7 protein-coding genes and 2 pseudogenes are annotated in these 11,670 nt (G+C 72.4%); 2 read left to right on the top strand and 7 right to left on the bottom strand.

Going from position 1 to position 11,670, the window contains the following annotated elements:
* Positions 1 to 176: 176 nt before the first annotated feature.
* The 4 genes from NQU54_RS40595 to NQU54_RS40610 are packed head-to-tail and all read right to left on the bottom strand — an operon-like array spanning position 177 to position 4,597.
* Positions 177 to 1,595 (bottom strand): hypothetical protein, encoded by a 1,419-nt coding sequence (locus NQU54_RS40595; RefSeq protein ID WP_257635364.1) that lies wholly within the window; start codon positions 1,593 to 1,595, stop codon positions 177 to 179.
* Between the two features lie 41 nt (positions 1,596 to 1,636).
* Entirely contained in the window at positions 1,637 to 3,160 is a 1,524-nt protein-coding gene (locus NQU54_RS40600) for a hypothetical protein (protein WP_257635365.1), read from the bottom strand.
* Positions 3,135 to 3,917: a hypothetical protein gene (locus tag NQU54_RS40605; protein WP_257635366.1), complete on the bottom strand. Its 783-nt coding sequence runs from the start codon at positions 3,915 to 3,917 to the stop codon at positions 3,135 to 3,137. The genes NQU54_RS40600 and NQU54_RS40605 overlap by 26 nt, the downstream gene beginning before the upstream one ends.
* Positions 3,917 to 4,597: a hypothetical protein gene (locus NQU54_RS40610; protein WP_069867638.1), complete on the bottom strand. Its 681-nt coding sequence runs from the start codon at positions 4,595 to 4,597 to the stop codon at positions 3,917 to 3,919. Before NQU54_RS40610 ends, NQU54_RS40605 begins: the two co-directional genes overlap by 1 nt.
* A gap of 350 nt (positions 4,598 to 4,947) precedes the next feature.
* Here NQU54_RS40610 and NQU54_RS40615 point away from each other — a divergent pair, with 350 nt between their 5' ends.
* Positions 4,948 to 5,655 carry a 4Fe-4S cluster-binding domain-containing protein gene (locus tag NQU54_RS40615; RefSeq protein WP_257635367.1) on the top strand — a complete coding sequence of 236 codons (708 nt, stop codon included), beginning with the start codon at positions 4,948 to 4,950 and terminating at the stop codon, positions 5,653 to 5,655.
* Between the two features lie 232 nt (positions 5,656 to 5,887).
* Here the strand turns inward: NQU54_RS40615 and NQU54_RS40620 are convergent, their stop codons facing one another.
* Positions 5,888 to 7,027 (bottom strand): macro domain-containing protein, encoded by a 1,140-nt coding sequence (locus NQU54_RS40620; protein WP_257635368.1) that lies wholly within the window; start codon positions 7,025 to 7,027, stop codon positions 5,888 to 5,890.
* A gap of 237 nt (positions 7,028 to 7,264) precedes the next feature.
* On the opposite strand from NQU54_RS40620, the gene NQU54_RS40625 reads away from it, so the two are divergent.
* Positions 7,265 to 9,871: a protein kinase domain-containing protein gene (locus NQU54_RS40625; RefSeq protein WP_257635369.1), complete on the top strand. Its 2,607-nt coding sequence runs from the start codon at positions 7,265 to 7,267 to the stop codon at positions 9,869 to 9,871.
* Positions 9,872 to 10,404: 533 nt separating this feature from the next.
* On the opposite strand, the pseudogene NQU54_RS40630 reads toward NQU54_RS40625, so the two are convergent.
* Positions 10,405 to 11,148: pseudogene (locus tag NQU54_RS40630) on the bottom strand (nucleotidyltransferase domain-containing protein); the annotation flags it as partial.
* 269 nt (positions 11,149 to 11,417) lie between these two features.
* Positions 11,418 to 11,670 (bottom strand): annotated as a pseudogene (locus NQU54_RS40635) (aldehyde reductase); the annotation flags it as partial.

The raw sequence follows: 11,670 nt of genomic DNA on the forward strand, positions 1-11,670 counted from the left end.
CGGGGCCGCGGCGGAGGGACGGGCGGGCGGGCCCGCGCACACGGGCCCGCCCGCTCGGAAGAAGTCCGCTCGGAAGGCGTCGGCTCGGGAGACGCCCGCGCGGAAGGCGCCCGCTCGGGAGACGCCCGCGCGGAAGGCGCCCGCTTCACACGCGCCCGCCCGGCAGGCCGACGTGTTCAGGAAACCTGTGAGCGGATTCTTCTGCGGGGCCGCCCCGTCCCGGACGATTCGGCCCGCGGGGTCACCCCCAGCTGTTTCAGCCGTTCGAAGTCGGCCGTGTCGATCTTCTCCAGGATCTCCAACTGCCGTGCCAGGGCGTCGGATTGGCCGTTCGCATCGTCATGCCGTCGGAGCGCGGTGGCCGTGGTGATGTGGAACCGCGCCAGGGCCACCTTCAGGCTGCGGCTCTCCAGGATCATCCGGTAGATGGTCTCCTCCGCCAGCGCGTCCTGCACCGATCTGACCGGCCGGGTGAAGAACAACGTGACGATCTGCCCCACCCCGAGCGCCCCGAGCACGGCGGGGCTCTGCCAGCCGATACGGCCCGGGAGGAAGACGCCGACGAGCGACAGCACGAGGGCGCTGACCAGCAGACAGGTGCCCAGCCCCAGCAGGAACTTGCTGGCGAAGCCGACCGTGTGCTGCGTCCGCCGGAGGCGTTCCGAGGTCTGGATGCGATAGTCCCGCATCCTGGCGTCCTCGTACGACAGGATGCCCTGCTTGTCCTGGATGTATGAGGAGTAGCCCACGAACTCCTCGTCCCCGCCACGGGACAGCCGGTCGTCGTCCGGCCGGGAGCCCAGGAAACGGGCCAGCTCCGCCAGGCCGATCATCACCTCGGTGCGCAGCACACGCTGGCAGAAGTCCAGCGCCGTCAGATGGCGCTCCAGGGTCCTGCTGGCGGTGAGCGCGTCGGAGACGACGAGCTGCCGCACGTCGTAGCGGGAGCGGATACCGGTCAGCAGCAGCTGGACCTTGATATCGGTGAGGACGCCGACCACCGCGACATGCGTCGTCTCCTGACGTCCATCGCCCAGCAGACCGTCCAGCAGTGTGGTCAGCGGCGCCGGTTCGCTGAGGTCGGGACGTCCGCCGGCGCTGTGCTGGAAGTCGAAGAGGGTGTTGGACCGCACATGGTGGACATGGAGTTTCCCGCCCCAGCCGCCCTCGCCGTCCGCGGGCGCGCACTCATCCGGGGCCAGCAGGTCCGTGAGCCCGTCGACGTACGCCGCCCCCCAGGTGTCGGCCTCGCAGTGGGCCCCGTACTGCCTGCGCTCCAGGTCGTACGTCTCTCCCGGGACATGCCAGTCACGGATGTTGATCAGATGCAGAACCCCGTCCCCGTGTCCGCGCGTACGGGAGCCCACGGTGGCGTCGAGGAAACGGGCCAGCGGCGAACGGCGCAGCTCCGACTCGGACAGGACCCTGCGGTGGCCCTCCGTGTGGAGGGACGCACCGCTCTCGCTGTCCAGCAGCAGCTTGGAGACGGCGCTGTCCGGCAGGGACAACTGGCAGTCCAGGTTGAGGAAGAAGTCGTTCTGCAAGCACTGAGTGATCAGTACGTACTGCGCCGGTGCCGCCGGCTCCATCGCCACCCCCGTGGGTCTTCCGTGTGCTTCCGGTGTGCCGCACGCGCTCAGCGCGGCAGCAGCGGCCACTGCTTGGACAGCCGCATGGCGGCCTCCGTGACCGCCGGATCGCTGGACTCCATGGCCACCCCGTCCAGATAGGCGTGGGCCGCGGCTTCGTGCAGATCGTCGACCGCGTAGAGCCGCGCCTCATGGGCCGCGCGGCGGGCCTCCGCGCGGGCACCCAGGGTGGCCTCGGCCTCCTTGGCACGCTCGGAACCCGCGAGATCCGTCTCCATGTCCCGCTCCAGCTCCCGCAGCCGCTCGGCCGTGGTCCGGTACGCCGCGAGATACGGATGCTCCTCGCCCAGCCCGATCAGGAAGGCGATCCCGCCGGAGAGCAGCAGCAGCGCGACGAACATCCAGGTCACGCTCTGCGCGTCCAGATGCAGGGACTCCAGGAGGCTCGGCGGGTTGCGCACGCTGTCGCCCACGTCCGCGGCCACATCGGGCGGCAGATCCAGCGGAGGCTCCTCCCGGAACGCCACCTTGGCCCGCAGATCCCCCAGCGCCCAGGCGCCGTACGCCCAGACGCCCAGCAGGGCGAGGGCGGGCACGGCCGACAGCCGGACCGCACCGGTGGCGGAGCGCCGCCGCAGTATCCAGCCCGCGATATGCGGGGCGAGGATCATCGCCACCGCGACGGCCACCATGAGGCTGTAGGAGAGCAGATCGGCGAAGCGCCCGACACCGTGCAGATTCTCGAACACCGAGTAGTAGACGGGCAGTTCCACCACGACCAGCGCGGCCAGCACACCGAGCTTCATCCAGCGCGGCATACCGGGGCGCGCCGCCGCGCCCTCCCACGCCGCCCTGGTGGCCAGGGCGCGGTCGGCCGCGTCCGCCTCCGCCACCGGATCGGGTTCGGACACCGCCTGCCAGCTGGCGTGGCCGGTGGTCTCCGGCTCGTCCTCGCGCCGGGTGGCGCCCTGCCGTCCGGGGTCGGTCCCGTCGCTGCCGTCGGCAGGCATACGGGCGCGCAGCCACCGGCGCTCGAAACCGCCCCGTACGGTGTCGCGGAAGGTCTGCCACCGGTCGGCCCGCCGCGCCAGCCGGTCCAGCTGGGCGGTGGTGACCGTCTGCTGCCGCTCCAGGACGACCCGCCGCTGCCCGGCCCGCTCCAGCCGCTCTCCGGCCGCGGTGGCGGCCGCCTTGACCCGGCTCGCCTCCAGCGCGCCGTCCTCCTCGGCTCGCGCATGCTCCTCGGCGAGCCGGTGCTTGACCCGGTTGCGCAGACTGGCCAGTTCGGCGAAGTAGGGCACCCGGTCCGGGGCGGCCAGGACCCAGGGGTCGAAGACCTTCCGGGTGGCCGCCGACGCGCCGTGCTTGCGTGCCCGATCCCGGAGCCAGGTGCTGTCACCGGCCCGGATGACATCCGACGCGACGGGCTCGGGCTGCGGCAGGGCGCCATCGGGGAACCGCCGTGCGGACGCCCGCCCGCCCCGGCGCCCGCGGTCGGCGTCGGTCCTGCGGCGGCGCAGCCTCAGCCGGCGCGGCGTCTGGTCGTCACCGGCGATAGGTGGTGTTGACATGTGCCTTGACCCTCCCTTCCAGAAGCTCCGTCCAGAAGGCGTTGAACTGCTCGTACCGGGAGGTGTCGGTGTGGTACTTCATGCCGTAGCCCACCGGGTAGACATCGGCGCCGGACAGTTTCGGTTTGCCGTGCGACTTGAGAAAGCCGTCGATGACGCTCCGGCGGCTGCTGGCGGTGGACAGGTCCTGCCGCCCGAGCCGGAAGTCGGTGTCGCCCTGGTCGAAGTCGCTGACCACCAGGACGTCGAACGACGCGTCGTCACCGCTCGGCTTGGACAGCGCGATGCGCGACAGCCCGCCGAGCACATCGGAGCCGGGCTCCTCCTTCTGGGCGCAGCGCAGCAGCTTCAGGGCGTTGGAGAGGGCGACGGCACGCATGGCGGTGCGGGTCCGCTCGCGGTCGGCGGTCTTCGAGGTGTCCGGGTCCAGGTCGAGCGGGCTGACCTGGCACTTCGACGCCTCGGAAACCTTGGTGATGGGAGCGAAGGACGTCTTGCGGCACTTCTTGTCCGACAGGAACGTCTGGAGGGTGGCCTTGAGCTTGGCCTCCGCGTCGAAGCCGGTCCGGGAGGCGTCGGCCGAACCGGAGCCGTCGACCACGACACCACATGTCTGCGAGTAGCGTGACGGCTCGTCGGAGCCGCAGGCCGTGGCGGCCGCCGCGAGAGCGAGCACCAGCGCGGCGGGCAGCGCGCGCCGCCGGTTTCCGTGCCGCCGGGCGGCCGGGCGCTCCGGAGCGGGAGTGTGGACGGTCATCACGCGGTCCTCCCGTCGACGCGGTCGGTGTTCTGCCGTTCGAGTATGTGCAGCGCCCGGGAGGTGGCCGTCCGCGTGCTGTCGTCGTCGGCCAGCAGCCAGACGTCGGGCTGGTACCAGGACCGGTCCAGCTCCACCCGGCCGGGCAGCCAGTCCCCGGGCGGGCGCCGGGGGAGGCGGGAGAGCTGGGGGTGGGTCTCGCGCACCGCGTCCCAGTAGCAGGCGAGTCGCTGATTGGCCTGGTCCACCACGGCATGGGCATGCGATCGGCACCGGTCCACGCTGGTGCGCCACTGACCCACCCAGTGGCCGTAGCGCGCGAGCGCCGCGGGCCGGGGGTCCTCGCGGACGTCGTACTGGGTGACCACGCGCACCGACTCGGCGCGCAACCTGCTGAGCAGGGCGTGCTCCCGCCCGATGAGGGCGGAGCGCATCTGCTCGGTGGTCCGGCGGACGCCGGTCCGCACCTCCATCACGTAAGGGGTGATCAGCAGTTCGGGAGCGGGTGGCTCGATGGGTGGCGGCGTTTTGCTCCGCTGTTCCCCGGACGGCTCCGGGAGCACGATGCGGGGGACGCCGCGCGCGCCGTCGCGCTTGCCCCGCCAGCGGGCCGCGAAGCGGGCGGTACGGCCGAGCCTGCCCCGGCGCACCACCCCGTTGACACTGTCAGATGTGATCATGGAAATGGATCCCCCGATTTCCCCGGTGCGGAAATTCGCGCACCGGACAGCCGCATTGCGGACAGTGGTATTCCGCTTTCTCCCGCAAAGGGTTCGCGGCCGATGTAGCCGATGTCGATGTCGATGTCGATGCCGATGTGGATGTCGATTGGATTCTCTGTCAGACCGTATCGGTGAGGTGGTACCCGGGAATGCTCCCCATAGGGCCCGCTCCTGAAAACGCCCGGAAGTCAACCGGAGAACGCCCTCGTAGATGCCTGACGCCGGGTCATACTGGAACGGTTCCGGGGACCTGGTGTCTTTGATCATGGATCTCGGAACACGACCTCGGGGGAATAGGAGATGGGTCGGTGGAGAACGTCCCAGAGTGCGCAGAGCCCACGCTCCGGATCAGTCAGACACACTTCCCGGTGGAGACCCTGGGTCCGGGGCGGCGCCTGGCCATCTGGTCGCAGGGGTGCGGACTGGCCTGCGCCGGCTGTATGTCCCGGCACACCTGGGATCCACGGGGCGGCGCCTCTCGTACGGTGTCGTCCCTGCTCGGGCTGTGGCGCGAGGCGTTGGCGCGCGGCGCGGACGGGCTGACGGTCAGCGGTGGGGAGCCGCTCGACCAGCCCGCCGCTCTGGAGGCCCTGCTGGCCGGGGCGGTGCGGGCCCGTGCGGAGGCGGTGGCACCGGGCGGCCCGGCGGCGGACCGCGAGATCGACATCCTCCTCTACACGGGGTACGAGGAGGACGAAGTGGAGCGTGACGCGGCGCGCTCCGCCGCCGTCCGCCACGCCGATGCGCTGGTGACCGGACGCTTCCGGGTGGCCGAGCCCACCGCGCTGGTGTGGCGCGGCTCGGCGAACCAGCGCATACGGCCGCGTACGGCGCGCGGGTGGGCGCGCTACCAGGAGCATCTGGCCCGGACGGAGAGCGGGCCGCGTCTACAGGTGGTCGAGGGGGAGGGCGATGTGCGGCTCTACGGAGTGCCGCGGCGCGGCGAACTGGCCGAGCTGGAGCGTCGGTTGCGGCGGGCGGGGATCGCCCTCACCGGTGCGAGCTGGCGCCCCTGAGCGGGGGCGCCCGCTCGGGCGGCAGGGCGCGCCGCGGCCCCGGAAGCCGTGGCCTCGGCGGCTGCGATCTGTGCGGCAGGGGCCCCTGTGGCAGAGGACCCTGTGGCGGTGGCCGCGGCGGCTGTGGTGCCTATGGCTGGGTGCTCGGCGGCGGTGGCCTCGGTGGTTGTGGTTTGTATGGGTGGGGTCTCTGCGGCGGTGGTCCCTGCGGCGGTGGCCTCTGCGGTCGCGGTCACAGCGCGCCGACGGCCTCGGCTATCTCCCGGTTGCGGACCACCAGATGCACCCGCCAGCGGGAGTCCCGGGCGAGTTCGTCGCGGATCGCCCAGCGCAGCCAGGTCGCGCTCACCGCCGGTGCCAGACCGCCCCGGCCCGCGCCGAGCAGCGGAAAGCAGATCGAGGACAGGGCGGGCTCGTAACGGTCGCGCTCCGTGCGGGCGAGCGCGAAGCACGCGCTGACCGCGCGGGCGATGCTCTCCGGGCGGACCTCGTACGTATCGTCCCGCGGTGTGGCCACCGCGGCGTGGTAGATCCGCCGGACGCCGCGTGCGGCGAGCGCTCCCGGCGAGGTGGGCACCACCGTGCCCGGCCGGATCGGCAGCCCCGGGCGGCCGTGGGCGCGCAGCCACGCGGCCAGTTCGCGGGCGAGCACATCGTCGACGATCTCCCCGGCGGGGTCGCGTACGGCGGCGGCCAGGCGCAGCGCGCCGGAGACGGTGGGGCGGAAGGTCTTGGACATCTCCAGGTAGACGTTCTCCGAGGAGACCAGCACCTCGATGTCCCGGAGCAGTTCGATGGGCGAGACATGGAGGGTGAACGTGCTCCGTGCGTCCACCGGTACGGCCTCGACCCGCAGCGGAGGTTCCTGGCCGATCCGGCCGCTCGGCGCGATCGTGCTCGGCCCCGCCGCGTTCGGCCCGCCGGAGCTCCGTGCTCCGGTGTCCGGTCCGGGGCTCCGCCCCGTCGAGCCGCCTCCTCCCGCGAAGGGCGGCGGCTCCCGCAGGACGGTCAGTACGGCCTCGGCGAGCTGCTGGATGACCTGCGGTTCCTGCTGTTTGCGGAACCGCTCGGAGGTGACTCCGTACACGGCGGCGGCCATCTTACGGCGGTCATGGGCGGGGGCGCCCCGGCGGTCGGGGAGCAGCCCGAAGGTATGGGCCGCGGCCTGGCCGAGCAGATCCCGCTCGCCGAGCCGTCGTACCGCCTCCTTGAGCAGCGCCTCGATACCGGCCGGGGCGTCGTCGGAGCCATCGCAGAGGCCGGCCGCCGCGGCCGCGGCGCGCAGCGTCGGCCGATCGGTTCTGCGCAGATCCGGGAGTCCGGGTCTGCGTATGCTTTTGAGTTCTTCCAGGAGTTGATCGTATGTGGGCAAATTTGACGCAAATGGCTCCTGACTCATGGTCACCAGGCTAGCGACCGGCCGGGAAAGAGGAAATCGGTCTCCGGCGGCCGCACCCTGCCGGGCTTTGTACCGCCGGTAATTCGCCCATGCTGGAACAGATTTCCGATTTCCATGGCTCCGCTTTCTTGATCCACGGCCCGGCGACCGCGGTCGCCGTCATCGCCGGGATGAAGCCAACACCGCCCGCACGCCTACGAGGTGACCTTTGTGACCCAGCCGCACCAGCAACCGCCCCCCACGGAATCCGAGGACGACGAGGACTACGGGGTTTACGGGGGTAACGGGCAATACGCGACCCACGACGACCACGCGGCGAACCGCGGGAACGACACGCCTCACGAAGGCCAAGGGGAACACCGGGACCACCAGAACCACAGGGACCACGGGGACCACGGGGACCACCACAACCACGGGGAGCCCGAAGAGCCGCGGCGCGCCCATGACACCGGGCCGCCGCCCACCGAACACGAGGAGCCGCCCCCGTCGGCGGGCGCCTCGACTGCCGGGCCCACCGAGGACGAGATCCCCTCGGCGGCCTCCGCGCAGGCCGCGGACGGGGGTCGCGACCTGCGCGGGGACACCGGAACGCTGCCGGTCTCGCTGCGCGGCAGATTCCGGCTGAGGGCCGTGCTGCGCCGCCCCGACCATCCGCACCAGGCGGCCGTCTACCGCGTCGAGGACGACAGCGGCAGCCACATCCTCAAGTGGTACCACCGCGGCCACGCCCCGGACCGCCGGGTGTGGGAGCGGCTGCGGGACCGGCCGCGCCGCCATCTCACCCACTTCACCGAGACCAGCGACACCGGGGCCGACGGCCATCCGTACGACCTGGCGCCCTCCTACGGCGAGACCGACCTCGCCGGATATCTGCGGGACAACCCGGGCCCGGCCGACCCCGTGCTCATCCACAGCGTCGTACGGCAGATGCACGAGGCCCTCACCACCCTGCACGAACTGGACATCGTCCACCGGGACATCAGCCCGGCCAACATCGTGCTCGGCAGCCTCGACCCGGCCGCCCCGGACCTGGCCCTCGTCGACTTCGCCGTCTCCGCCCATGAGCCCGCCGAGCGCTACACCCGGGACGAGCGCTGGGTCGGCACCGCCCTCTACATGTCCCCGCAGGCGTCACTGCGCCACCAGCTGATCCACCCGCCCGCCGACTGGTGGTCGCTCGGCATGATCGTCGCCGAGATGGCCGGCGGGCGTCACCCCATCCGGTTCACCGACAACGACTTCGTCCGGGAGGAGATCAGCTCGCGCGCCCCGGATCTGTCCCTGGTCACCGACCACCGGCTGCGGCTGCTGTGCTGGGGGCTGCTCACCCGGGACCCCGACCACCGCTGGGGAACCGACGAGGTGGCGCAGTGGCTGGTGGGCGGCTCGCCGCCGGCCGCGCCCTGGGAGCCGGGCACGGCCCCCGGTGCCTCGGACCCGGCGGGCGACCCGGACATCGAGCCGTTCGCCTTCCTCGATGAGCGTTACACCCGGCCGAGGCAGCTGGCCAGGGCGTTCAGCGAGAACTGGCGGCCCGCCCGGCAGCTTCTCTCCCGGCGGCGCGGCCGCGGCGAATTCACCCGCTGGCTACGGCAGTTCGAGAATGCTCCGGACCGCGACGGCGAGGAACTGACGGCGCTGCTCGCCCTCCTGGAGCCGCAGCACGCCGCGGCTCCGCCGCGTGAGCCGAAGCCGGCCACGATGGTGCGGCTGATCTCCTGGCTCGGCCCCACCCTCGACGCGTCCTACCGCGGGGTGCCGATGGACCACGCGGGGCTGGGGGACCTGCTGCGGGAGGCCGCGCGCGGGGACGAGTTCGCCCTCTCCGTCGTGGCGGACCTGCGGGACCACACCATCCTGCCGCTGCTGGACGCACGGCCCGGCGGCGAGGGGCTCGCCGAGGTGCAGCAGCGCTGGCTGACGGCCCGCTCCCGCTGGCAGCACACCGTCGACGAGGTGCTCCACGCCTCGCCCTGGCTGCGCGACCGCCGTGCCGAGGTGCGCGCCGCCACCCGGCTCGACCGCTCCCGGCTCGCCGTCCTGCTGTCGCTCGCCGCGGCCCCCACCGCGCACCGGCGCAGGCTCCAGGAGCGGATCGCCCGTGTTCAGGACACGCTGCCACAGCAGGTGGCCTGGTACGGCAGGCTGGTGCGCGACCCCGATGACCTGGTGCGGACGCAACTGGCCGAATGGCTGACCGGATTCGCCGAGCAGGAGTCCTCGGAGACACAGGGCCGGCTGGACGACGAGCGCGCCCTGCTCCGCCAGGAGCGCGATCTGGACGTGGCCACGCTGTGGGTGCGCAGACAGGACATGCTGCCCACCCTCGGCTGGGCCCTCGGCGGAGCCGTCGGCCTCGTCTTCCCGTGGATCTTCGTGATCGGCCTGGGCGATCTGGTGGGCTGGCCCGCCCAGCGCGCCGTGGTGACGGCGTGGATGCTGGCCGTCCCGGCGGCCGCCGCCGTCCTGGCACTTGAGCTGTGGACCGCGTATCGCATCGGCAGCCCCGGCTACCATCCGGACCGCTCCCTGGCCGGGCTGCTGATCGACCGTGCGCTCCCCGTGGCCCGGTTCATCCGCCGCCCCGGCTCCCGTTTCCCCGTCCAGGGCCTGCTGATCCTCCCGGTCATCGCCGTGTTGTGGGCCACCGTGGCCTACGCGCCCTGGGTGTGGCCGGTGGCCACGGTGGCGGCCCTGCTCTGGTGGACCTGGCACCGGACGCGGTGCTGGCGCCGCTATGTGGCGGAGCTGCGCGGACGACTCCACCCCGGCGGCCGGAGGGCGGCCGCCCCGCCGACGTCAGGGAGGGCCGTATGAGTTCGGGACAGGCGATTCCCAGCATCGGCGATGTGATGCCGGATGTGTACTTCCCCCCGCCTCCGACCACCGAGACCATCCAGCACACCGTTCAGAGCACGGTGCAGGACACCGTCCAGAACACCGGAGCGCCGCACCAGGCGGTCCAGGGCACCGGACTGTCGGACCACCTGGGCACACAGACCGGCCAGCACATCGCCGACGCCGTGCACAACGCCGGCGGCCACGCTGTGAACGCGGCCATGGACCAGCTGCACGACCTGATGGTGCCCGCCCTGATCGGCCTCGGCTCGCTCAGCGGGGCGCTGCTCGTGGGCCGCGCCACCATGGCCGGGGCGCAGGTGCTCGCGGCCGCCGCCATCCGCGCCGCCGAGGCCCAGGCCGAGCTGCGCAGGCAGCAGTTGAACGCCAAGCAGGCCGCCGAGTGCTGGCGGGACGCCGCCTTCGCCGCCGTACGGGCCAACGCCCGCATCGACGCGCTCCGGGCGCGGATACGGCGGGGCCCCCCCCCCCCCCGGGCCCCTCGCTCGGCCCGCGCCCTCGACCAACGCCTCCGCGTCGGCGATCGCCCCGGCCAGGGCGGCGGGCTCCGGCCGCAGTCCCGCCACGATCGTGTCGATCTCGCGCAGGCCCGCCCGCTGGAGGAGGCGCTTCTCGTTGGTGACCCACTCACCGCGCGCCGCGAGCACCGCGTGCGCCGATTGCAGGGCGGCCGTCGCCACCGCCCCCGCGACCTCGGTGGCCTGGCCACGTCCCGCGTACGCGGCCGAGGCGTACTCCAATGTCAGGGCCGCGCGCCCCCGCCACACCGGGGGCGCCGCCTCACGCAGCGCCTCCGGGTACTCGGGGCGGGGCAGGGCACCCCGCAGCACCTGGTTGAGCGCGAGCTCGGCCACCACCAGATAGCTGGGGATGCCCGCGAGGTGGAACATCAGCGGCTCCCAGTGGAAGCGGCCCTGCCGCGACTCGGCGAGTTCGTGTCCCACCACATCGAGGTCGCGGTAGTGGACATCCACGCGCCGTCCGTCGATCGTCAGCCAGGCGCCCCCGTTGAAGACACCACCGCCCCATTCGCCGATCTCGGAGACCTCACCCTCCCAGCCGACCGCCCGCAGGTCGGCCGGGTCGAAACCACCCCGGTAGTACAGGGCGAGGTCCCAGTCGCTCTCCGGGGTGTGGGTGCCTTGCGCACGCGAGCCACCGAGGGTGACGGCGTGTACGGCGGGCAGGGCGGCGAGCCGCTCGGCGACATCGTCGAGAAACGTGGCGTCGGTCATGCGGGGAAACACATCGTCGGTCGTGTCGGGAAACACGTCGTCGGTCATACGGATCCGATCGTGTGAAGTGGATGACGGATGCGGCGGGCACACCGAGCGGACGCCGGAGCACGGGCTCGTACGGCGTCGCTGCGGATCGGTGTGCCGGGTCATCACTCCATGACGGTGAGCTTACCGCCCCCACCGGGACAGGAGCCGGTGGCCCGGGACAGGAGCCGGTGGCGGCGGAAGAACCGACGGACGGCGGGGCGGTATGGACCTGGGGCGGGTCAGCCCTGCACCAGGCCCAGGCGGAACCGGCTCTCCGCGGTGTCGAGGATGGTCGTCTCCGTGTCACGTGGGGTCCAGCCGAACACGGAACGCGCCTTCTCGGTGCGCAGGATCGGTACGCTCCCCGCCTGCCCCGCCGCTTCCCGCACCGACGGGTCGGAGCCGGCGACCGCACGCGTCTCTTCGTCGCTCAGCTCCCGTGTGGGCACCCGGGTGGCGCGCTCTCCGAGGTGCTCGGCCAGCACTCCGGCG

The organism is Streptomyces malaysiensis subsp. samsunensis (genome assembly GCF_024519315.1).
In the GTDB taxonomy this organism is placed as follows: domain Bacteria; phylum Actinomycetota; class Actinomycetes; order Streptomycetales; family Streptomycetaceae; genus Streptomyces; species Streptomyces malaysiensis.

What these genes read in the sequence shown, in the direction of transcription:
- NQU54_RS40600 (WP_257635365.1), bottom strand. Translation starts at nt 3,160, where the DNA reads ATGTCAACACCACCTATCGCCGGTGACGACCAGACGCCGCGCCGGCTG.
- NQU54_RS40605 (WP_257635366.1), bottom strand. Translation starts at nt 3,917, where the DNA reads ATGACCGTCCACACTCCCGCTCCGGAGCGCCCGGCCGCCCGGCGGCAC.
- NQU54_RS40610 (WP_069867638.1), bottom strand. Translation starts at nt 4,597, where the DNA reads ATGATCACATCTGACAGTGTCAACGGGGTGGTGCGCCGGGGCAGGCTC.